The following is a 21,249-nucleotide window of genomic DNA, read 5'->3' as shown; positions in this document are numbered from 1 at the left end:
GCTATTCGGCGGGGGAGAAGCCCCAGATCAGGTGCCGAAGACCAAGCGCCGCGCCCGCGAAGATCGCGGCCGCGGTGACGGGCGCGCTGAAGGCCAGGACCGAGAAGGCCGAGAGTCCCTGACCGACGGTGCAGCCCATGGCGACGACAGCGCCGCCGCCCATGAGCGCGGCTCCGACGATCTGGCGGCGCAGCTCGCGCGGGTCCTCGCAGGCCTCCCAGCGGAAATGCCCCAGCCGCACGGAGCCCAGAAACGCGCCGAGCCAGACCCCCGCGACCGATCCCACCGCGAAGCTGAGCGGGCGGCCGGACGCGGTCATGAACCACAGGATCGTCTCGCCCAGCGGGGCCGAGTAGGTGTGGGACTGGACGCCCAGCGGCTCGAAGCTCTGCGCGGTGATCGCGCTCGTGCCGACCCAGGCGGAGACGACGGCCAGGGCGACCACCGCGCTCCAGGCCAGCGCCTTGGCGTCACCGCGGATCTCGCGCCCGGCGGCGGAGGCCAGGGCGATCAGAAGCCCGGCGGCGATCCCGGTCGCGGCCAAGGGGACGCCGGTCATCCGTGCCAGCCCATGCGCCAGCCCCGGCTCGCGTCCGGCGGCGGCAAGGTCCGTCGGGAAGAGCGCCACCCTGAGCGAGGCGAGGGGGCCCGAGAGGACCACGAAGGTCGCGACGCCCATCACCAGGACGATCACGAAGCTGCGCAGATCGCCGCCGCCGAGCCGCGCGATGGCGCCGTAGCCGCAATTGCCCGCCAAGGCCATGCCGTAGCCGAAGAGCAGGCCTCCGACGATGGAGGCAAGCGGGTTCCAGGCCTGCGCGAGATAGATCGAGGACGACAGATCGGCAAACCCGAGCGCGCCCGCGCCGAAGCTGCCCGCGACCGCCAGACCGATCGCCACCCCCCACATCCGCAGGCGCCGGTCGGACCCGGCATAGAGCACGTCCTCGATGGCCCCGAGCGAACAGAAGCGGCCGATTCGAGCGGCCAGACCGAGAAGCACGCCGCCGAACAGACCGACAGCGGCCATCAGCGCGTGATCCGTCATCACGGCGTCCATGCATTCCCCTCCCAGATCCGGTGCCGCAAGCCCCCTGTCAGGGCTCCCTGTCCGCGGCGTCCGGCGTCACGTGTCCTTGCAGAACAGCTCGTAGACACATTCGAGCATCTTTCGCGGCTTGTCGTCCGCGAGCCGGTAGTAGATCGCCTTGCCCTCGCGCCGGGGCACGACGAGCCCTTCGAGCCGCAGCCGCGAGAGCTGCTGGCTCACCGCCGCCTGGCGGGCCGAGAGAAGATCCTCGAGCTCGGTCACGGATTTCTCGCCGGAAACCAGGTGACACAGGATCATCAGACGTCCCTCATGGCTGATCGCCTTGAGGAAGGAGGCCGCGGAGGTCGCCTTCGAGACGATCTCCTCGATCTCTTCATCGGCCATGTCGGCGGTCATTACAGGCAGGTTCATCGCAGCACTCCCCGTGCTTCGGTCGGATTCAAAAGACGTGTTTCCTTGACGGTCTCCGCGCCGGTCTCGGCCCCGAAATCGGTATGCGTGCGCAGGAGCTCCTCGAAGAGCGGCCAGAAGAAATCCTCGCCCGGATAGCCTTCCATCCGCGCAAGCTCCGTGCCGTCCTCGGTCAGGATAAAGGTCGGCGTCACGAGGACCCGACGGTCGAAACTGTAGCCCTCGGGCGCGCCCTCGGACATCTGGGCCCGCAGCAGAGGCGCGAACTTTCCGGCCTCGGTGTTGGGGTAGGCCGGGGCTATCTGTTCGTTCCACTGGGCACAAAAGATGCAGCCCGGTTGCTCGACAATGACGAGCCGGGTCTCAGCGATCGCGGCGCTGGCGAGGGTTGCCAGGGCCGTGAGCATGGACAAAAACAAACGCACGCGGTGTGGTCCGTTGACGATGGTTTCGACGCACAACATAATCTGAATATATGAATTGCTCAAGGAGCGCCGGTGCAATGCTGGACATGAGCTATGCGGGTGCCCTTTTTGCGGGCATCCTGAGCTTCTTTACCCCCTGCATCCTGCCGATGGTGCCGTTCTACCTGAGCTACATGGCGGGGCTCTCGATCAACGAGATCCGCGGCGAGACCGAGGTGGCGCCGGGCGCGCAGAGGCGGCTCGTCGTCTCGGCGCTGCTGTTCGCCGCCGGGGTGACCACGATCTTCGTGCTTCTGGGCCTCGGCGCGACCGCGCTCGGCCGCACCTTCGCGACCTACCAGGAGCCGCTCTCCTATGTCGCGGCGGCGATCCTGATGGTCTTCGGCCTGCATTTTCTCGGCGTGATCCGGGTGCCGATCCTCTACCGCGAGGCGCGTGTGGAGAGCACCGTGCCGCCCTCGACTTATCTCGGGGCCTACGCGATGGGCCTGGCCTTCGGCTTCGGCTGGACGCCCTGCGTCGGCCCGGCGCTGGCCTCGATCCTGATGATCGCGTCGGGCATGGGCGATCTCTGGCGCGGCGGGCTCCTGCTTCTGGTCTACGGGATCGGCATGACCGCGCCTTTCGTGGTCGCGGCGCTCTTCTCGGGGCCGTTCCTGCGCTGGACCGCGCGCAACCGCACATACCTCGGCTATGCCGAAAAGGTGATGGGCGTCATGCTCATCCTCTTTGCTATCCTGATCGCGACCGGGTCGGTCAACCTGATCGCGCAATGGCTGATCGACACCTTTCCCGGCTTCACATCGCTGGGCTGACACGGAGGACATGACCGACATGAGAGCCCTGATCGCCGTCGCCACGGCCGCGACACTCGCCGTTGCCTCACCGCTTCTCGCCGCGACCCTGGGCGATGACGGTCTGCACAAGACCGACTGGATGCGCGACACCTTCAAGGACCTGCGCGAGGACCTCGCCGAGGCCAATGCCGAGGGCAAGCGGCTGGTGATCTTCTTCGAGCAGCGCGGCTGCGTCTACTGCACCAAGATGCACGAGGAGGTGTTCCCCGAGCCGGTCCTCAGCGACTACATCGAGGAGAACTATTTCGTCGTGCAGATGAACCTGCACGGCGACACCGAGGTCACCGATCTCGACGGCGAGGCGCTGTCGGAAAAGGCGGCGGCGCGGAAGTGGGGGATTCTCTTCACGCCGACGATCCTGTTCCTGCCCGAAGAGGTCCCCGAGGGACAAAGCGTGTCCCAGGCGGCGGTGTCGGTGATGCCCGGAGCCTTCGCTCTCGGGACCACTCTGGACATGTTCACCTGGGTGAACGAAAAGCGCTATGAGCTTGACGGCGATGAGGATTTCCAGCGGTATCATGCGCGGATGATCCAGGAGCGCGACAACGGCAAAACCGACTGACCGGAGGCGCCTTTCGCGTAACGCCAACAAAAATTCGCTTATGTGAATTTGTCGTTGCGGGGCGGCCCGGTTGTGCTCTAGGGTATACGGAAGTCTCAGTGTCCGGTTTACGGGCCGCGGATGAATATGGGAGGAAAAATGAGGCTCACAGCACTCGGTGTTGCGCTTCTGGCCGCGAGCGCGGTCCATGCGCAGGACGTTGACCCGCAAGAGGTCGCTTACGGAGAATACGGCTCGGTGGAAAGCTCGCTCTCGGGCGCTCCGGGCGATGCGGAGGCAGGCGCGAACGTCGCCAGCACCCGCGGTCTCGGCAATTGCGTGGCCTGCCACCAGATCAGCGCGCTCGACGCCGCCTTCCAGGGCGAAATCGGCCCGCCGCTCGACGGCGTCGCGGATCGCTGGGGCGAGGCCGAGCTTCGCGGCATCGTGGCCAACGCCAAGATCACCTTCCCGGACACGGTCATGCCGGCCTTCTACAAGTCGACCGGCTTCATCCGTCCCGGCGATGCATTCACCGGCAAGGCCGGCACAGAGCCGCTGCCGCCGCTCCTGACCGCACAGCAGGTCGAGGACGTGGTCGCCTTCCTGATGACGCTCAAGTAAAATTGAGCGAGAGAACAAGGAGAAACGAGATGGACTTCACCAGACGAGACACCATGGCGATGGGCGCGGGTGCCGCGTTTCTCGCCCTGCTGCCCTTCCCGGTCTCCGCGGCCGTGGAAGATGCCGTAACCGAATTCACCGGCGGCACCGAGCCCGGCGAGGGCGGCGTTGAGCTCAACGCGCCCGAGATCGCCGAGAACGGCAACACTGTGCCGGTCGAGGTCTCCGCACCCGGCGCCAGCGCGATCCTGCTTCTGGCCGCGGGCAACCCCGAGCCGGTCGTCGCGACCTTCAACTTCGGCCCGATGGCCGGGTCGCAGACCGCCTCGACCCGCATCCGCCTGGCCAAGACCCAGGACGTGATCGCGATCGCCAAGCTCGAGGATGGCAGCTTCGCGCGCACCACGAAGAACGTCAAAGTCACCATCGGCGGCTGCGGCGGCTGAGGCACAGGCACAGGAGTAGAAGACATGGATAACGTCAAACCCCGCGTCAAAGTGCCGAGCAAGGCCTCTGCCGGCGAGAGCGTCACCATCAAGACGCTGATCAGCCACCCGATGGAATCGGGCCAGCGCAAGGACAAGGACGGCAACGTCATTCCCGAGCACATCATCGATCGCTTCACCGCCACCTTCAACGGCGAGACGATCATCGATGTGGCGATGGAGCCGGCGATCTCGACCAACCCGTATTTCGAGTTTCAGGCGAAAGTGCCCGAGAGCGGCACCTTCACCTTCACCTGGCACGACCAGGACGGGGACGTCTACGAAGAGACCGGCGAGATCACCGTCGGCTGACGGCAGCCGGGCCCCGCTGGGGGCCCGGTCTCACAGGGAGGGAAAACATGAAAATGACAAAGACCATCGCCCTGACCGCCGGCCTCGTCGCCGCGGCAGGCCTTGCCTGGGCCGAGGCCGACGAGGACAGCCTCGTCATCAACGGCGACATCGAGATCGTGACCGAGGCAGAGCCGCCGGCGCATCTCGACGGTGTGCTGCCGGTGATCTATTCAGGCTGGCGCTTCCGCTCGGACGAAACCCAGGAAGCCGAGATGGACGATTTCGACAACCCGGCTTTCCTGGCCGTCGATCAGGCCCAGGCGGCCTGGGATACGGTCGAGGGTGAGGCGGGCGAGAGCTGCGCCTCTTGCCACGGCGACGTGTCCGAAGCGATGGAGGGCGTGCGCGCTGTCTATCCCAAGTGGAACGAAGGGGCCGGCGAGGTTCGCACCCTGGCCCAGCAGATCAACGCCTGCCGGACCGAGAACATGAAGGCCGAGCCCTATGGCTACACCTCGGGCGACATGACCGCGATGGAAGCGCTTATCTCGGTCCAGTCGCGCGGCATGCCGGTGAACGTCGCCATCGACGGCCCGGTGGCCGAGACCTGGGAGCAGGGCAAGGAGCTCTACTACACCCGGTTCGGTCAGCTGGAGCTGAGCTGCGCGTCCTGCCACGAGCAGAACTACGGCAACTACATCCGCGCCGACCACCTGAGCCAGGGTCAGATCAACGGCTTCCCGGCCTACCGTCTGAAGAACACCAAGCTCAACCAGGTGCATGATCGCTTCAAGGGCTGCGTGCGCGACACCCGCGCCGAAACCTTCAGCCCCGGCTCGCCCGAGTTCGTGGCGCTCGAGCTCTATGTCGCCTCGCGCGGCAACGGTCTCTCGGTCGAGGCACCCTCGGTCCGCAACTGATCAAAGGACCCCGCGTCGCATCCGTGGCGCGGGGTCTTTCGCTTGTAACGCATGCACATATCCGAATGTTTGACCTGACGGGAAGGGCCCGAAGATGATCTCCAGACGCGATTTCCTGCAAGCCTCAATGGCCGCGGCGGCGCTTTACGGCGCGTCGGGCTTTGGCCGATGGTCTCGCCTCGCTGCCCAGCAGATGCTCAGCCAGGACGACATCCTGGGCTTCGAGCCCCTGGGCAACGTCACGCTGATCCACATGACGGATATCCACGCCCAGCTCACGCCGCTCTATTTCCGCGAGCCCGAGGTGAATATCGGCGTCGGTGCGAACCGGGGCGAGGTGCCGCATATCACCGGCGCCGAATTCCGCCGCTTCTACGGGATCGAAGATGGAACTCCGGCGCATTACGCGCTGACCTACAACGATTTTTCCGCCCTGGCCAAAGGCTATGGCCGGATGGGTGGGCTCGACCGCATCGCGACGGTGATCAAGGCGATCCGCGCCGAGCGGCCCGACGCGCTTCTCCTTGATGGCGGCGACACCTGGCACGGCTCCTACACCTGTCTCAAGACCGCCGGTCAGGACGTCGTGGATGCGATGAACCTCCTGAAACCCGACGCGATGACCTTCCACTGGGAGTTCACGCTGGGCTCCGACCGCGTGCACGAGATCCTCGACACGCTGCCCTTCGCCGCGCTGGGGCAGAACATCTTCGACGCCGAGTGGGACGAGCCCGCGGAGCGCTTCAAGCCCTACCAGTTCTTCGAGAAGAACGGCGTCAACATCGCCGTCATCGGCCAGGCCTTCCCCTATATGCCGATCGCCAACCCGGGCTGGATGTTCCCCGAATACAGCTTCGGCATCCGCGACGAGCACATGGCCCAGATGGTCCAGGAGGTGCGTGACCAGGGCGCCGATCTCGTCGTCTGCCTCAGCCATAACGGCTTCGACGTGGACAAGAAGATGGCCAGCGTCGTGCCCGGCATCGACGTCATCCTCTCCGGCCACACCCATGATGCGCTGCCCGAGCCGGTCGTCGTCGGCGACACGATCGTCATCGCCACCGGCTCGAACGGCAAGTTCGTCTCCCGCGTCGATCTCGATGTGCGCGACGGCAAGATGATGGGCTACCGCCACAAGCTGATCCCGATCTTCTCGGACGTGATCGCGCCCGACGCCGAGATGGCGGCCCAGATCGAAAGCTCCCGCGCGCCGTTCCTCGCCGACATGCAGGAGGTGATCGGCCAGGCCGAGGGGCTTCTCTATCGCCGCGGCAATTTCAACGGCTCTTGGGACGACGTGATCTGCGACGCGCTGCTGTCGGAGCGCGAGGCCGAGATCGCGCTCTCTCCCGGCGTGCGCTGGGGGCCGTCCCTGATCCCCGGTCAGGACATCACCCGCGAGGACATCTTCGGCGTCACCTCGATGACCTATCCCGAGGCCTACCGGACCGAGATGAACGGCGAGTTCCTCAAGGTCGTGCTCGAGGACGTCGCCGACAACATCTTCAACCCCGACCCGTTCTACCAGCAGGGCGGCGACATGGTCCGGGTCGGCGGCATGGGCTACCGCATCGACGTGCGCAAGCCGCAGGGCGAGCGGATCTCGGAGATGACGCTTCTCGCGACCGGCGAGCCCATCGACCCGGCGCGAAACTACGTCGTCGCGGGTTGGGCCAGCGTCAACGAGGGCACCGAGGGCCCGCCGATCTGGGAGGTGGTCGAGAGCCACATCCGCAAGCTCGGCACGGTCAATTCCGACGAGAATACCAGTGTGACGGTGGACGGCGCGTAAGCGCCGCCGCCTCGGCCCCTCGGGGTCAAAAAATTTTCGATATATCATTCACATAGTAGAATGTGACGATACGAAGGAGGAAGGTCTGAGATGACGGACGAGACCAAGGCGGGCACCAGCCGCCGGGCATTCCTGAGAGGGTCGGTCGCGCTCGGGGGCGCGGTTCTGGGGGCGGGCGCGGCGCGGGCGGCAGAGCCCGATCCGCTGATCACGGAGACCCAAGGCTTCGCGCAGAGCCTGGGCGACGGCGTCGACGCCACGCCCTACGGCCTGCCCATCGAATACGAGAGCGACGTGATCCGCCGCAATGTCGAGTGGCTGACCGCCGACACGATCTCGTCGATCAACTTCACGCCGATCCACGCGCTCGACGGCACGATCACCCCGCAGGGCTGCGCCTTCGAGCGTCACCATTCCGGCGCCATCGACATGTCGAAGGACGAGTACCGGCTGATGGTCAACGGCCTCGTCGGCACGCCGCTGGTCTTCACCTATTCCGATCTCGAACGCTTCCCGCGCGAGAACCATGTCTATTTCTGCGAATGCGCGGCCAATACCGGCATGGAATGGGCGGGCGCGCAGCTCAACGGCGCGCAGTTCACCCATGGCATGATCCACAACATGGAATATTCCGGTGTGCCGCTCCGCACGCTCCTGGAAGAGGCGGGGCTGCCCGACGATCTCGATGGCAAATGGGTCTATGTGGAGGGGCACGACGCCTCCTCGAACGGCCGCTCCATCCCGATCGAGAAGGCGCTCGACGACGTGCTCGTCGCCTTCAAGGCCAATGGCGAGGCGCTCCGCAAGGAGCATGGCTATCCCGTCCGCCTCGTCGTGCCCGGCTGGGAAGGCAACATGTGGGTGAAGTGGCTCCGCCGCATCGAGATCACCGACGGCCCCGTCGAGAGCCGCGAGGAGACCTCGAAATACACCGACACGCTGGCCGATGGCACCTCGCGGAAATGGACCTGGGTCATGGACGCCAAGTCGGTCGTCACATCGCCCAGTCCGCAAGCGCCGATCTCCCACGGCCCCGGCCCGATGGTCATCACCGGTCTCGCCTGGTCGGGTCACGGCGCGATCACGCGCGTCGATGTCTCGAAGGATGGCGGCAAGACCTGGGAGACCGCGCGCCTGGCCAAGCCCGGCGAGAAGATGGCGCTGACCCGCTTCTATCTCGACACGGTCTGGGACGGCTCCGAGATGCTGCTCCAGTCGCGCGCAATGGACGAGACCGGCTATGTCCAGCCGACCAAGACGCAGCTGCGCGAGGTGCGCGGCGAGAACTCGATCTACCACAACAACTGCATCCAGACCTGGCATGTGAAGGAAAACGGGGAGGCGGAAAATGTCGAAGTCTCTTAAACTCTTCGGCGGCGCGCTCGGCGGCATGGCGATCCTGCTGACCACCGCCGTCGGCTTCGCCGACCGCTTCGTGACCCGCCCCGCACCCGCGCCCCAGCGCGCGGCCGAGGCAGAGCCCGCACCGTCGTCTCCGCCCGTCGCTGCCCAGACCTCCGAGGCTCCCGCGGAGGGGCTGCTCGTCGCCGCCGCGCAGGCCGACGAGGGCGGCTCGGGCGCCAAGTTCGGCATCGGCCGCGAGGCGCTGCCCGAAGAGATCGACGCCTGGGATGTCAACATCATGCCGAACGGCGAGGGGCTGCCCGAGGGCTCGGGCTCGGTCGCCGATGGCGAGGGGCTTTTCTCGGAAAACTGCGCGGTCTGTCACGGCGAGTTCGCCGAGGGCATCGGCAACTGGCCCGAGCTCGCCGGCGGCGAGGGCACGCTGGCCGACAAGGACCCGGTCAAGACCGTGGGCAGCTACTGGCCCTATCTCTCGACCGCCTGGGACTACGTCCACCGCTCCATGCCCTTCGGCAACGCCCAGAGCCTCAGCGATGACGAGGTCTACGCGATCGTGGCCTACATCCTCTATTCCAACTTCATCGTGGATGACGAATTCGTCCTCTCGAACGAGAACTTCCTCGAGGTCGAGATGCCCAACGCCGACGGCTTCATCGTCGACGACCGGGCCGAGACGGAATACCCGATGTGGCGCGCCGAGCCTTGCATGGAGAATTGCAAGGACGAGGTGAAGATCACCATGAAGGCCACCGTGCTCGACGTGACGCCCGAGGAAGAGGGCACCGTCGCCGAAGCGCTGACCGAGGCCAAGGCCGAGCTCGAAGAGGCGGGCAGCGACAGCGAGGGTTCCGAGACCGTCGAAGCCTCCGCGGAAGAGACCGCCGATACCGAGGCGCCCGCGGAGGACATCTCGGCCCCGGACCCCGAACTGGTCGCCGCGGGCGAGAAGGTCTTCCGCAAATGCTCGGCCTGCCACAAGGTCGGCGAGGGCGCGAAGAACGGCTCCGGTCCGCAGCTGAACGGCATCGTCGGGCGCGAGGTCGGCGGCGTCGACGGCTTCAACTATTCCGGCACGCTTGCGGATCATGGCGGGGTCTGGGACGAGGCGCTCCTGGCCGAGTTCCTCGCCGATCCGCGCGGCACGATGAGCGGCACCAAGATGGCCTTCGCCGGTCTCCGCAAGGAGGAGGACCGCGCCGCGGTCATCGCCTATCTCAAGAGCGTCGGCGAATGAGGGCATGGGCCCTCCTGCTCCTCGCCGCGGCCCCCGCCGCGGCGAGCGAGCCCGATCCTGACACCCGCGCCGCGCTCCTCGCCGACGGAGACGCGGAATGGGGCGCCTATCTCGCCGGAGAATGCACCGCCTGCCACCAGGGCGATGGCGGGGCAGAGGGCATCCCGGCGATCACCGGCCTGCCGCGCGACGCCTTTTTCGACGTCATGGCGGCCTACAAGCACAAGGATTTGGAGCACCCGGTGATGACCATGGTCGCCGGGCGTCTCTCATATGAGGAGATCGCGGCACTCGCCGCCTATTTCGAAGAGCTCCAATAAGGAGCCGTTTCATTTTTTAAGGGAGGACATCATGACTTTGCACAGACGCTCATTTCTCGCCACGGGGGCCGCGTCGCTGACGCTCGCAGCCCCGATGCTGCGCGCCCAAGGCAAACCCCGCGTGGTGGTGGTCGGCGGCGGCGCCGGGGGCGCCACGGCGGCGCGCTACATCGCCAAGGACAGCGAGGGCGCGATCGACGTCACGCTGATCGAGCCCAGCCGCACTTACTACACCTGCTTCTTCTCGAACCTCTATCTCGGCGGCTTCCGCGAGTTGGAGAGCCTCGCCCACGGCTACGGCACGCTGGCCGCGGAGCATGGCATCAACGTGGTGCATGACTGGGCCACCGGCGTCGATCGCGATGCCCGGACCGTGGCGCTCGCGGGCGGCGGCTCGGTGCCTTATGACCGGCTGATCCTGTCGCCCGGCATCGATTTCGTCGACGGCTCCGTGCCGGGCTGGGGGCTCGAGCATCAGGACGTGATGCCCCACGCCTACAAGGCCGGGACGCAGACAGAGCTCCTGAAAGCGCAGGTCATGGCCATGCCCGAGGGCGGCACCTTCGTCATGGTCGCGCCGCCGAACCCGTATCGCTGTCCGCCGGGACCCTACGAGCGGGTGTCGATGATTGCGAATTACCTCAAGGCCAACAACCCGACCGCGAAGATCATCATCGCCGATCCGAAAGAGAAGTTCTCGAAGCAGGCGCTCTTCGAGGAAGGCTGGCAAAAGCACTATTCCGGCATGATCGAGCGGATCGGCCCTGATTTCGGCGCGGGCAACACCAGCGTCGATGCCGCGTCGATGACGGTTGATATCGACGGCGAGGTGATCGAGGCCGACGTGGTCAACGTCATCCCCGCCCAGAAGGCCGGGCGCATCTGCTCCGAGGCCGGGCTGACCGAGGGCGACTGGGCGCCGGTCAACGCGGCGGATATGTCCTCGAAGATGGACGAGGCCGTGCATATCCTGGGCGATGCCTCGGCGCAGGGCGACATGCCGAAATCGGGCTTCTCGGCCAACAGCCAGGCGAAGGTCTGCGCGATGGCGGTGCGCGGCGCGCTGACGGGCAGCCGCGTCTTCCCGGCGCGGTTCAACAACACCTGCTGGTCGCTGATCTCGGGTGAGGATGGGGTGAAGGTCGGCGCCGCCTACGAGGCGACCGACGAGAAGATCGCATCGACCGAGGGCTTCATCAGCCAGACCGGAGAGGACCCGGCGACCCGCAAGGCGACTTACGAGGAAAGCCTCGGCTGGTACCGGGCGATCACCGAGGACATGTTCGGCTGATCCCCACCGGCGGCGGTTTCCGAACCGGAAACCGTCGAAATCCGGTTCGGATTTCGGGCGGATTTTGTGTCAAAATCCGCTCGCCGAAAGAAGGTCGGGGATGCGCTCCCGGAACTTGAAGAAGCCCTTGGTGGCATGCGGCCAGGCCCGCGCGTCCCAGTCCCGGACCGGAGAGACGATCGGCACGCCGCCCGCACCCCGGAGAAGACCCTGCACCGGTCCGACGGGTGGGTAGGACGTCACGATCTGCTCCGCACCATGCCCCTCCGCCCAGGCCATCACCGCCTCGCGGTTGTCGAGCCCGTCCGTGACCTCGCCGAGCCGCTCCTCGTGCCGCGCCACGCAATCGGCCAGCGCCCCGGCCTTGAACGCCTGGACCCGCTCCGACGCCTTCAGGATCGACATCCGCCCCGTCGCATCCACCACCCCTGTTGCCACCGGCGCCAGCCCGGCCTCAAACAGCCATTCCGGCGACAGGTCGTCTTCGTGCAGGAGCAGCACAGAACGCTTGCCGGGATCGATCCGACCGCCTTCGGGCAGGGGGCCGGGATCGGGGTTCGGCGCGCCCGAGACCGCGCGCACCTCCTCGACCAGTCCATTCGGGCGGAACCGTCCTTCGGTGAAGCGCGCGATGTTCGACGCGGTCGCCGCATAGGGTTTCCCGGGCGTCTGCAGCCCCGCCACCCAACGCCAGGACAGCGTGTTCGAGGCCGGATCGCCATCGAGCAGGTGCCGCAGGAAGAAATCCGCCCCGAGCGCCCAGGGCAGGCGCAGCGTGAAGATCCAGATCGAGGCGAACCACATGCGCGCGTGGTTGTGCAGATACCCGGTCTCGACCAGTTCCCGCGCCCAGTGATCGGCGCAGTCGATCCCGGTCTCGCCGCGGCAGGCGGCCTCCCAGCGCTCGCGCAGGCCCGACTGGCTTTGCACCTGGTCCCAGGCCAGGACCAGCTCGCCCCAATAGGCGCCCCAGACGGTGGGCCGCATCTCGAGCCAGCCCTTGAAGTAGCTGCGCCAGAAGACCTCGTCGACGAACTTGCCCGCGGCGTCGCGGCCATGCTCGGCCAGAACCGCCCCGAGCACCTCCTCCTCGGTCACCAGGCGATGCCGCAGCCAGGGCGACAGGCGCGAGACGTTCTCATGCCCCGGCAGATCGTAATTCCGCCGCTCCGCATAGGCGCGGCCCGCCTGCGGCACGAACGCCCTCAGCCGCTTCAATCCGGCGTCCCGCGTCGGCTCCGCCCAGCCCTGATCCATCTCTGCCTCCCGTCTCGACGCCAGCGAGGGTAGGGCGCCGCCGCCCCGCCGCAAGCGCGACCAAACGCGCGGGTCGGAGTGCCTCACGACCAACCTCTCGGATTGTGCACGACCCTCCCTTGCAGCCCCTCCCGGGCGTGACTAAGACTCTCCCGACCGGCCGCCGTGCGGGGCGGCGGGACAAGCGAGAGGCAGGCGCTATGAGAGATCCGATCGACACCTATATGAACACGCTCGTGCCCATGGTGGTCGAGCAGACCAGCCGTGGCGAGCGCGCCTACGACATCTTCTCGCGTCTTCTCAAGGAGCGGATCGTGTTCCTGTCGGGCCCCGTCCATGACGGCATGTCGAGCCTGATGGTGGCGCAGCTTCTACATCTCGAGGCCGAGAACCCGTCCAAGGAAATCTCGATGTACATCAACTCGCCCGGCGGCGTGGTGACCTCGGGGCTGTCGATCTACGACACCATGCAGTACATCAAGCCCGCCGTGTCGACGCTGGTCATCGGCCAGGCGGCCTCGATGGGCTCGCTTCTTCTGACCGCGGGCGAGAAGGGCATGCGGTTCTCGCTGCCCAACAGCCGGGTGATGGTCCACCAGCCCTCCGGCGGCTACCAGGGCCAGGCGACGGATATCATGATCCACGCCCAAGAGACCCAGAAGCTCAAGAACCGGCTGAACGAGATCTACGTCAAGCACACCGGACAGACCCTGAAGAAGGTCGAGGCGGCGCTTGAGAGGGACAATTTCATGTCGCCCGAAGAGGCCAAGGACTGGGGGCTCATCGACGAGATCGTCGCGAGCCGCGAAAAGGTCGAAGATCTGACGTCCTAACCTTTGGGCAACAGACCGTGACCGGCGCAAAGCCGGTGCAATTTGCGATTGTCGGGCCGGGGAAGCTGGCCTAGGCTAACGGCATCTTTTTGGCCTGTCGGCCCCGGGTGTCCGCCCATGACGGCGGGCTCCGGAGGGCAGGTCCGGGAAAGGGTTGATATGGCGACGAATTCTGGCGGCGACAGCAAGAATACCCTCTATTGTTCCTTCTGCGGCAAAAGCCAGCATGAAGTGCGCAAGCTGATTGCGGGCCCGACCGTGTTCATCTGCGACGAATGCGTCGAGCTGTGCATGGACATTATCCGCGAAGAGACCAAGGGCTCCGGCCTCAAGAGCTCGGATGGCGTCCCGACGCCGCTCGAGATCTGCAAGGTTCTGGACGATTACGTGATCGGCCAGGCCAAGGCCAAGCGCGTGCTCTCGGTCGCGGTGCACAACCACTACAAGCGCCTGAACCATTCGGCGAAAAGCTCCGATATCGAGCTCTCGAAGTCGAACATCCTGCTGATCGGCCCGACCGGCTGCGGCAAGACGCTTCTGGCACAGACGCTGGCGCGCATCCTCGATGTGCCCTTCACCATGGCCGACGCGACCACGCTGACCGAGGCCGGCTACGTGGGCGAGGATGTCGAGAACATCATCCTCAAGCTCCTGCAGGCGTCGGAATACAATGTCGAGCGGGCGCAGCGCGGCATCGTCTATATCGACGAGGTCGACAAGATCACCCGCAAGTCCGAGAACCCGTCGATCACCCGCGACGTGTCGGGCGAGGGCGTGCAGCAGGCGCTTCTGAAGCTGATGGAGGGCACCGTGGCCTCCGTGCCGCCGCAGGGCGGTCGGAAGCATCCCCAGCAGGAGTTCCTGCAGGTGGACACGACCAACATCCTCTTCATCTGCGGCGGTGCCTTCGCCGGTCTCGACCGGATCATCGCGCAGCGCGGCAAGGGCTCGGCGATGGGCTTCGGGGCCGATGTCCGCGACGTGGACGAGCGCGGCGTGGGCGAGATCTTCCAGGATCTGGAGCCCGAGGATCTGCTCAAGTTCGGCCTGATCCCGGAATTCGTCGGTCGTCTTCCGGTTCTGGCGACGCTCGAGGATCTCGACGAGGACGCGCTGGTCACCATCCTGACCCAGCCCAAGAACGCGCTGGTCAAGCAGTACCAGCGGCTCTTCGAGATCGAGGACACGACGCTGACCTTCACCGACGATGCGCTCTCGGCCATCGCCAAGAAGGCCATCGCCCGGAAAACCGGCGCGCGCGGCTTGCGCTCGATCCTCGAGGACATCCTGCTCGACACCATGTTCGAACTGCCGGGCATGGATGATGTCGAAGAGGTGGTCGTCAACGAAGAGGCGGTGACCTCCGAGGCCAAGCCGCTGATGATCTACGCCGACCAGAAGAAGGAGCCCGCCTCCGCGGGCTGATCTCCGGTCGCATCTGAAACCTTTACGCGCCGTCCGGTCCATCGGGCGGCGCGTTTCGTTCGTGGAGAGCGGCTCTTGACGCGGCGCGCGGCGCGGCTCTTATCGGCGCCAGACACTCTCTGGAGACATGGACATGACCGAGATCACCCGCATCCACACCGGCAGCCCGTTCGAGGCCAAGATCGGATATTGCCGCGCCACCGTCGCCGGCGGGTTCGTCTTCGTCGCCGGAACGGTGGGGCAGGGCGAGACGGTCGAAGAGCAATGCCGCGCCGCGCTCGCCACCATCAGCAAGGCCCTCGCCGAGGCCGGAAGCGGCTTCGACCGGGCGGTGCGCGTCACCTACTACCTGCCGGACCGGAGCGAGTTCGAACGCTGCTGGCCGATCCTCTCCGAGACCTTCGGCGCCAACCCGCCCGCCGCGACGATGATCGAATGCGGCCTGATCGACCCGGCCTATCGGATCGAGATCGAACTGACGGCGCTTGCGGGCTGAGCGGGCGATGACTCAGCAGTGCCGGACGTCCGGCGTTTGGATCGTTTATCGTAGTCGTTTCCGATGATCTTCTTCACGTAACGCCATCGAAGGTCCGGCCAATCTGCGGTGCCCGAAACGAAACCGGCTTCCGCGAGCAATCGTTCGAGGCGCGGCAGGTCTGGAACGCCTAGATCGTGGCGCGATTTGTGCCCGCCTTTTCGTTCGTACACGTTCCGAAGTGCGTCGAGGCGGTGAGGCGTGATCCCAGCGAAGCTCTGAAGATGACGCAAAATTTGGTTCGTGGCGACACTCTGGCGTCTAAGGATAATTCCAACCTGCTGGTGCGGACGTCCGCACATGGCAAAAAGGTGGAGCGCCGACCCTTCAACGGCCAGCACCTTCTTTGCGGCCTTGTAGCGCGCCACCTGAGTGTGCAGGTCGTGTTTTTCTGGATGGAAAATCTCATAGCCTTCCGCAGCCAAAAGCCTTTCGATCCGTTCCTCGCCGATAAGTCCGCCTTTGCGGCTCCCGAGGTTCGCGCGGCTGATATAAAGCCGCTCGCTGCCATCCGGCTCCACATATGAGCCGAAACGTCGAGAAATGAAGCCGCGAAACGGCTCAGTGCCCGAAATGATCGGTCCAAGGCCGAAGCCTTGGCCCGGTACAATCAATTCCGCGACCTCGGTTGGCTCCTCGATCACCTTGACTTGGAGATCAATGCCGCAGAGGCTCCAGAAGGCGCGCTGGAAGTCTCGTATCTCGTTGCCGGAACGCGGTCTTTTGCCCACGTAAACGATTCCTTCGGGCGGGCGTTCGGTCGCGTCGAGACCCCAAAGACGTCCGGTGCTTTCTACAAGAAAGTGTCCGAAATGACGCCAAAGGACACCACCCCAAAGCCACCGTCCTTCTAGCTTTGCGGGCGTGCAATTGTCAGGCAGCGGCGGTTCCGTCGAAAGCGGGCGGGCATTGCGCCAATAAGCGCCGGTATTGCAATAGCTGCCATCTGACCGGCGGATGCCCAATGGCTGCACGAACCCGCGCGTCTCCGCCGGAAGAACCAGCGCATCCCTTAAATCTTCCAAAGAGACGGACCATCCGCCGTCCGGGTGAGGGCATTCCTGAAACGTTTGGGTCATCAAACGATACCCCGGATGTCATCTTGAGCGGCTAAAATCCCGGCTATTATTACAGCTCTCATGTAGTCGATCCTCAAGCCCCTTCTGGGGCTGTTCGTCATGCGACCAAAGCCTAGCGTCGCCTGCGCCGCCTGCACAGTCCCAGGCTCCGTCGCCGCCCGGGGATGCGGGTGCGCCGCCACACCCGGCCGAGGCTGGACCTCGCCCGCGCGATGCGGCATAGGAGAGACAGGCACGATTGGAGGTGCATATGGGCATCGTGAACACGCTTCTCCGGGCAGTGACCTGGTGGAACGGCCAAACCCTGAACACTCAGCTCTGGACCTGGCGCAAAGGCGAGAAGGTCGGCGAGGATTCGCAGGGCAACGTCTTCTACCAGTCCGGCGGCGGCGCCCGCCGCTGGGTGATCTACAACGGCGAGGCCGAGGCCACGCGCGTCGATCCCGACTGGCACGGCTGGCTGCACCACACCTATGATGCGCCTCCCACCGACAAGCCGCTCGCCCACAAGCCGTGGGAAAAGCCCCATATCGAGAACCTCACCGGCAGCGCGCTGGCCTATGCGCCGAAGGGCTCGATCCGCCGCGTCGACCCGATCGAGCGCAGCGATTACGAGGCCTGGAGCCCGGAGTGACGCCGATGCGCGCTTTGTGTCTTGCGCTCGCGCTGATCGCCTCTCCGGCGATGGCGCAGGAAGCCACGCAGAACGGCTCGGGCGTGGCGATCCGCGCGCTCGACAAGCTGACCGGCAAGGTCAGCGACATGCAGCTGCCCGCCGGGCAGATGCAGTCGGTCGGCCGGATCGAGATCGCCGCAGAGCAGTGCCGCTACCCGGATGGCAATCCCGCGGGCGACGCCTATGCCTGGCTGACGGTGCGCGAGCTCGGCGTGCCCGAGCCGGTGTTCCGCGGCTGGATGATCGCGTCGGCCCCCGCGCTCAACGCGCTCGACCACCCGCGCTACGACGTCTGGGTGTTGCGCTGCACCACGTCCTGACCCGACGCCGCAAGCGCCACTGACACCAGGTCCGCCGACATCTCCAGCGCGTCGCGCAGGGCGTCGTGATAGGCAGCCCGGGGGATCTCGATCGCACCGAGCGACGCCAGATGCGAGGTCAGGAACTGCGTGTCGAAGAGCGTGAACCCGGTCCGCCGCAGCTGATCGACCAGCCACGCGAGCGCCACCTTCGACGCATCGGTCCGGCGCGAGAACATGCTTTCGCCGCAGAACGCCGCGCCGAGCGCGACGCCGTAGATCCCGCCCGCCAGTTCGCCATCCTGCCAGACCTCCAGCGAATGGGCATCGCCCGAGGCATGGAGTGCGTTGAAAAGACGGTCGATCTCGGGGTTGATCCAGGTCTCGGGCCGGTCGGCGCAGGCCGCGATCACGTCGCCGAAGGCGCGGTTCAGCGTCACCTCGTAATCGTCGCGCCGGAGCCGCCGCGCGAGGCTGCGCGAGATGCGGAACCCGTCGAGCGGCAGGACGCCGCGAAGCTTCGGATCGACCCAGAAGATAACCGGGTCGTTCCGGCTTTCCGCCATGGGAAACACCCCGGCGCGATAGGCCTGGATCAGAAGGTCCGGCGACAGGCTCACGCGGTCTCGAGCGCCTCCGCCAGCCATTTCTCGAGCCAGTGGATGTTGTAGCGCCCGGCTTCGACATCCGGCTCGTCCAGGAGCGCATGAAAGAGCGGGACCGTCGTGTCCACGCCGTCCACGATCAGCTCGCCGAGCGCGCGCTTCATCCGCGCGATGGCTTCGGGTCGGTCACGTCCGTGCACGATGAGCTTGGCGATCAGGCTGTCGTAATAGGGCGGGATGCGGTAGCCGTCGTAGAGCGCGCTGTCCATCCGCACGCCGAGGCCGCCCGGCGCGTGATACTGCGTGATCCGGCCCGGCGAGGGCGAGAAGTTCGGCAGTTTCTCGGCATTGATCCGCGCCTCGATCGCGTGCCCGCGGATCACGAGATCCTCCTGCGCAAAGGACAGGGGCTGCCCCGAGGCCACGCGAATCTGCTCGCGCACCAGGTCGACCCCGAAGATCGCCTCGGTCACCGGATGCTCGACCTGCAGGCGGGTGTTCATCTCAATGAAATAGAACTCGCCGTCTTCATAGAGAAACTCGATGGTTCCAGCACCGGCATAGCCGATCTCGGCCACGGCATCGGCGCAGATCTTGCCGATCCGCGCGCGCTCTTCTTCCGAGATTGCGGGGCCGGGGGCCTCTTCCAGCACCTTCTGGTGACGGCGCTGCAGCGAGCAGTCGCGCTCGCCCAGATGCACCGCCTTGCCCTTGCCGTCGCCAAAGACCTGGATCTCGATATGGCGCGGCGTGGTCAGGTATTTCTCGATATAGACCTCGTCATTGCCGAAGGCCGCCTTGGCCTCGGACCGCGCGGTCTGGAAGGCGCGCTCCATGTCGCCGGCGCTCTGCGCCACCTTCATGCCGCGGCCGCCGCCGCCCGCGGTCGCCTTGACGATGACCGGATAGCCCATCTCGTCGCCGAGCGCCTTGGCGGTCTCCAGATCCGGGATGCCGCCGTCCGAGCCGGGCACGCAGGGCACGCCGAGCGCCTTCATCGTGTCCTTGGCGGTGATCTTGTCACCCATGATACGGATGTGTTCGGCGGTCGGCCCGATGAAGGTCAGGCCGTGATCCTCGACGATCTGCACGAAGCGGGCATTCTCCGAGAGAAACCCGTAGCCCGGGTGGATCGCCTGAGCGCCGGTCACCTCGCAGGCCGAGATGATCGCCGGGATCGACAGGTAGCTTTGCGCCGAAGAGGCCGGGCCGATGCAGATCGTCTCGTCGGCCATGCGCACATGCATCGCATCGGCATCGGCGGTGGAATGGACCGCGACGCTCGCGATCCCCATCTCGCGGCAGGCGCGGATGACGCGCAGCGCGATTTCGCCGCGATTGGCAATCAGGACCTTGTCGAACATCGCGCTTACTCGAGAATGACGAGAGGCGCGCCGTATTCGACCGGTGCGCCGTCTTCGACGAGGATACGCTTGACCGTGCCGGAGCGCGGCGCCGGGATGTGGTTCATCGTCTTCATCGCCTCGACGATGAGAAGCGTGTCGCCTTCCTGGACCTGCGCGCCGGTCTTGATGAAGGACGGGGCGCCGGGTTCCGGCTGCATGTAGACCGTGCCGACCATCGGCGAGGTCACGGCGCCTGGATGGCTGGCCGGATCGTCGCTCGCCGGGGCTTCAGCGGCGGGCGCGGGGGCTGCCGCTGCGGGCGCTGCCGCCGGTGCAGGAGCGGGGGCGGCGATTGCCGGTGCGGCGGCTTGCGGTTGCAGACGGCTGACGCGGACATTGAGGCTGTCGTCTTCGCCGTAATCCCGCTTGACCTGCAGCTCGGTCAGATCGTTTTCCCGCAGGAGTTCCGCAAGCGCCTGGATAAAGGCGACGTCGGCCTCGTGTTTGTTGTTGGTCATGCCATCCTCGGTCGGTTCTCGCCGCCGCCCGGACCCTGGGTCAGCGCTGTCACCGCCGCTTATAGGGCATGGCAAAGGCGGTGAAAAGCGACGCTGCGTCGGGGCTTGCAGCCAGGCGCGCCATCGCTCTCCGTCAGGACGCGACGCGAGCCTGCCTTCAACCCATTTGCCAGACGCCGAGCTCGGACATCAGGCCTCGGAAAATCGCCCGGCCACCGAGGAGAACATCGCTGATCGAAGGCTCTACAAGGCCGCTCGCGATCGGGACGAACGATAGAGGGGGCCCTCCCGAAAAGCCCCCGTCGTCTCTCACGTATCGCGCGCAAGAGCATCTTCCATTGGCTCGCTGACCGGTGGCAGAACCTCTGGCCCGTCTTCGATCAGGCCCACGGGCGGGCTCGGCGGGTCTGCGTCCGATCCTCCCGGGGCCCCTATCTCGGGCGGCTCAGAGCTGAACCCCCGCATCGCGGCGCCCGGTGCCGCGTAGGCTTGGGGTGCTGCGTGGTCGGGCAGGGCGCGGGCGTCCCTTGCTGTATCCGAGGCACGGTCGGGGAGGGCGCCGGAGCGCGCTTGTGCGTCGAGCAGCGCGGCGATCTTGAGTTGCACGATGGTCGGCGGCGCGACGTGATCGTCCGATCCCGCGCGTTGGGATTTTGCGTTGGCGTCGCTGTCCCGCGCCATCGATCCTGTGTCGAGGGCGCTGCGGCCGGAGTTTTCGAGCCGCTCCACCCTCGCCTCGGGTCGAAACGGCTGAGGGCGCTCTGCGAGGCCCAGAGGGTGGCCGCTCACCTGCGGTGCGGTTAGCGGAACGGGTCCAGTGATGTGCATGGATGCCTCCGACTTCGGGAACTCCTCGAAGCGTAGCATCGGTGCCTGCGAGAACCGGAGCGAATTCGGATCTCATGGTTGCCAAACCGTAAACCGGGGTGACCATGCCGGGCAAAGCCAAGATCAGCTTCGCTCTGCAAGCCATTAAAAAGTATCAGGTTCTGTTCTGCCGATTTTCGATGAGGTCGTCGACGACCTCGGGTTCGGCGAGGGTGGAGGTGTCGCCGAGGGAGCCGTA

General features: G+C 66.0%; 25 protein-coding genes. 16 read left to right on the top strand and 9 right to left on the bottom strand.

Annotated features, from left to right (window positions below; genetic code table 11):
* Nucleotide 1 precedes the first annotated feature (1 nt).
* The 3 genes from ACFQ4E_RS05585 to ACFQ4E_RS05575 all read right to left on the bottom strand — a co-directional run bounded on the left by ACFQ4E_RS05585 (nucleotide 2) and on the right by ACFQ4E_RS05575 (nucleotide 1,950).
* Entirely contained in the window at nucleotides 2-1,060 is a 1,059-nt protein-coding gene (locus tag ACFQ4E_RS05585; RefSeq protein ID WP_386801956.1) for a YeeE/YedE family protein, read from the bottom strand.
* 66 nt (nucleotides 1,061-1,126) lie between these two features.
* A complete protein-coding gene (locus tag ACFQ4E_RS05580; protein ID WP_386801955.1) occupies nucleotides 1,127-1,462 on the bottom strand; it encodes an ArsR/SmtB family transcription factor in 336 nt (111 codons plus the stop codon).
* The gene (locus ACFQ4E_RS05575; RefSeq protein ID WP_386801954.1) at nucleotides 1,459-1,950 is read right to left on the bottom strand and encodes a thioredoxin family protein; all 492 of its coding nucleotides are present in this window, start codon (nucleotides 1,948-1,950) and stop codon (nucleotides 1,459-1,461) included. Before ACFQ4E_RS05575 ends, ACFQ4E_RS05580 begins: the two co-directional genes overlap by 4 nt.
* Nucleotides 1,951-1,964: 14 nt before the next feature.
* On the opposite strand from ACFQ4E_RS05575, the gene ACFQ4E_RS05570 reads away from it, so the two are divergent.
* The 11 genes from ACFQ4E_RS05570 (at nucleotide 1,965) to ACFQ4E_RS05520 (ending at nucleotide 11,610) form a co-directional block, all read left to right on the top strand.
* Entirely contained in the window at nucleotides 1,965-2,702 is a 738-nt protein-coding gene (locus ACFQ4E_RS05570) for a cytochrome c biogenesis CcdA family protein (protein ID WP_386801953.1), read from the top strand.
* A 19-nt stretch (nucleotides 2,703-2,721) separates the two neighbouring features.
* Nucleotides 2,722-3,306: a SoxW family protein gene (locus ACFQ4E_RS05565; RefSeq protein WP_386801952.1), complete on the top strand. Its 585-nt coding sequence runs from the start codon at nucleotides 2,722-2,724 to the stop codon at nucleotides 3,304-3,306.
* A 138-nt stretch (nucleotides 3,307-3,444) separates the two neighbouring features.
* Complete coding sequence (gene soxX, locus ACFQ4E_RS05560) at nucleotides 3,445-3,909, top strand: sulfur oxidation c-type cytochrome SoxX (protein ID WP_386801951.1); 465 nt, start codon at nucleotides 3,445-3,447, stop codon at nucleotides 3,907-3,909.
* A gap of 29 nt (nucleotides 3,910-3,938) precedes the next feature.
* Nucleotides 3,939-4,355, top strand: coding sequence for a thiosulfate oxidation carrier protein SoxY (soxY, locus tag ACFQ4E_RS05555; RefSeq protein WP_386801950.1), 417 nt, complete (start codon nucleotides 3,939-3,941; stop codon nucleotides 4,353-4,355).
* 24 nt (nucleotides 4,356-4,379) lie between these two features.
* Entirely contained in the window at nucleotides 4,380-4,706 is a 327-nt protein-coding gene (gene soxZ / locus ACFQ4E_RS05550) for a thiosulfate oxidation carrier complex protein SoxZ (RefSeq protein WP_386801949.1), read from the top strand.
* A gap of 53 nt (nucleotides 4,707-4,759) precedes the next feature.
* Entirely contained in the window at nucleotides 4,760-5,608 is an 849-nt protein-coding gene (soxA, locus tag ACFQ4E_RS05545; protein ID WP_386802065.1) for a sulfur oxidation c-type cytochrome SoxA, read from the top strand.
* Nucleotides 5,609-5,702: 94 nt separating this feature from the next.
* The gene (gene soxB, locus ACFQ4E_RS05540) at nucleotides 5,703-7,400 is read left to right on the top strand and encodes a thiosulfohydrolase SoxB (RefSeq protein WP_386801948.1); all 1,698 of its coding nucleotides are present in this window, start codon (nucleotides 5,703-5,705) and stop codon (nucleotides 7,398-7,400) included.
* A 90-nt stretch (nucleotides 7,401-7,490) separates the two neighbouring features.
* On the top strand, nucleotides 7,491-8,765 hold the full coding sequence (gene soxC, locus ACFQ4E_RS05535) for a sulfite dehydrogenase (protein WP_386801947.1): 1,275 nt from the start codon (nucleotides 7,491-7,493) through the stop codon (nucleotides 8,763-8,765).
* Nucleotides 8,749-9,999 (top strand): c-type cytochrome, encoded by a 1,251-nt coding sequence (locus tag ACFQ4E_RS05530; RefSeq protein ID WP_386801946.1) that lies wholly within the window; start codon nucleotides 8,749-8,751, stop codon nucleotides 9,997-9,999. The genes soxC and ACFQ4E_RS05530 overlap by 17 nt, the downstream gene beginning before the upstream one ends.
* The gene (locus ACFQ4E_RS05525) at nucleotides 9,996-10,319 is read left to right on the top strand and encodes a c-type cytochrome (protein WP_386801945.1); all 324 of its coding nucleotides are present in this window, start codon (nucleotides 9,996-9,998) and stop codon (nucleotides 10,317-10,319) included. The genes ACFQ4E_RS05530 and ACFQ4E_RS05525 overlap by 4 nt, the downstream gene beginning before the upstream one ends.
* Before the next feature lie 31 nt (nucleotides 10,320-10,350).
* Complete coding sequence (locus ACFQ4E_RS05520; protein WP_386801944.1) at nucleotides 10,351-11,610, top strand: FCSD flavin-binding domain-containing protein; 1,260 nt, start codon at nucleotides 10,351-10,353, stop codon at nucleotides 11,608-11,610.
* 69 nt (nucleotides 11,611-11,679) lie between these two features.
* On the opposite strand, the gene ACFQ4E_RS05515 is transcribed toward ACFQ4E_RS05520, so the two are convergent.
* Complete coding sequence (locus tag ACFQ4E_RS05515) at nucleotides 11,680-12,867, bottom strand: FAD-binding domain-containing protein (protein WP_386801943.1); 1,188 nt, start codon at nucleotides 12,865-12,867, stop codon at nucleotides 11,680-11,682.
* Between the two features lie 200 nt (nucleotides 12,868-13,067).
* Here ACFQ4E_RS05515 and ACFQ4E_RS05510 point away from each other — a divergent pair, with 200 nt between their 5' ends.
* The 3 genes from ACFQ4E_RS05510 (at nucleotide 13,068) to ACFQ4E_RS05500 (ending at nucleotide 15,621) form a co-directional block, all read left to right on the top strand.
* Nucleotides 13,068-13,700 (top strand): ATP-dependent Clp protease proteolytic subunit, encoded by a 633-nt coding sequence (locus tag ACFQ4E_RS05510; protein ID WP_386801942.1) that lies wholly within the window; start codon nucleotides 13,068-13,070, stop codon nucleotides 13,698-13,700.
* 159 nt (nucleotides 13,701-13,859) lie between these two features.
* Entirely contained in the window at nucleotides 13,860-15,125 is a 1,266-nt protein-coding gene (clpX, locus tag ACFQ4E_RS05505) for an ATP-dependent Clp protease ATP-binding subunit ClpX (protein WP_386801941.1), read from the top strand.
* Between the two features lie 133 nt (nucleotides 15,126-15,258).
* Complete coding sequence (locus tag ACFQ4E_RS05500) at nucleotides 15,259-15,621, top strand: RidA family protein (RefSeq protein WP_386801940.1); 363 nt, start codon at nucleotides 15,259-15,261, stop codon at nucleotides 15,619-15,621.
* Here ACFQ4E_RS05500 and ACFQ4E_RS05495 read toward each other — a convergent pair.
* A complete protein-coding gene (locus ACFQ4E_RS05495; RefSeq protein WP_386801939.1) occupies nucleotides 15,582-16,739 on the bottom strand; it encodes a glycosyltransferase family 61 protein in 1,158 nt (385 codons plus the stop codon). The genes ACFQ4E_RS05500 and ACFQ4E_RS05495 overlap by 40 nt on opposite strands.
* 250 nt (nucleotides 16,740-16,989) lie before the next feature.
* On the opposite strand from ACFQ4E_RS05495, the gene ACFQ4E_RS05490 reads away from it, so the two are divergent.
* Nucleotides 16,990-17,373, top strand: a complete 384-nt coding sequence (locus tag ACFQ4E_RS05490) for an NADH:ubiquinone oxidoreductase subunit NDUFA12 (protein WP_386801938.1) — start codon at nucleotides 16,990-16,992, stop codon at nucleotides 17,371-17,373.
* A gap of 5 nt (nucleotides 17,374-17,378) precedes the next feature.
* Nucleotides 17,379-17,735 carry a DUF2155 domain-containing protein gene (locus ACFQ4E_RS05485; protein ID WP_386801937.1) on the top strand — a complete coding sequence of 119 codons (357 nt, stop codon included), beginning with the start codon at nucleotides 17,379-17,381 and terminating at the stop codon, nucleotides 17,733-17,735.
* Here ACFQ4E_RS05485 and aat read toward each other — a convergent pair.
* The 4 genes from aat to ACFQ4E_RS05465 form a co-directional block, all read right to left on the bottom strand.
* A complete protein-coding gene (aat, locus tag ACFQ4E_RS05480) occupies nucleotides 17,699-18,334 on the bottom strand; it encodes a leucyl/phenylalanyl-tRNA--protein transferase (RefSeq protein ID WP_386801936.1) in 636 nt (211 codons plus the stop codon). The two genes, ACFQ4E_RS05485 and aat, sit on opposite strands and share 37 nt — an antisense overlap.
* Complete coding sequence (gene accC, locus ACFQ4E_RS05475) at nucleotides 18,331-19,683, bottom strand: acetyl-CoA carboxylase biotin carboxylase subunit (protein WP_386801935.1); 1,353 nt, start codon at nucleotides 19,681-19,683, stop codon at nucleotides 18,331-18,333. Before accC ends, aat begins: the two co-directional genes overlap by 4 nt.
* 5 nt (nucleotides 19,684-19,688) lie before the next feature.
* On the bottom strand, nucleotides 19,689-20,183 hold the full coding sequence (accB, locus tag ACFQ4E_RS05470) for an acetyl-CoA carboxylase biotin carboxyl carrier protein (RefSeq protein WP_386801934.1): 495 nt from the start codon (nucleotides 20,181-20,183) through the stop codon (nucleotides 19,689-19,691).
* A 309-nt stretch (nucleotides 20,184-20,492) separates the two neighbouring features.
* The gene (locus ACFQ4E_RS05465; RefSeq protein ID WP_386801933.1) at nucleotides 20,493-21,011 is read right to left on the bottom strand and encodes a hypothetical protein; all 519 of its coding nucleotides are present in this window, start codon (nucleotides 21,009-21,011) and stop codon (nucleotides 20,493-20,495) included.
* Between the last annotated feature and the right edge of the window lie 238 nt (nucleotides 21,012-21,249).

Origin of the sequence: Litorisediminicola beolgyonensis (genome assembly GCF_042679605.1) — a bacterium.
In the GTDB taxonomy this organism is placed as follows: Bacteria; Pseudomonadota; Alphaproteobacteria; order Rhodobacterales; family Rhodobacteraceae; genus Litorisediminicola; species Litorisediminicola beolgyonensis.
The sequence above is the reverse complement of the archived record's forward strand: the minus strand, read 5'-3'. Positions and strand labels throughout refer to the sequence as shown.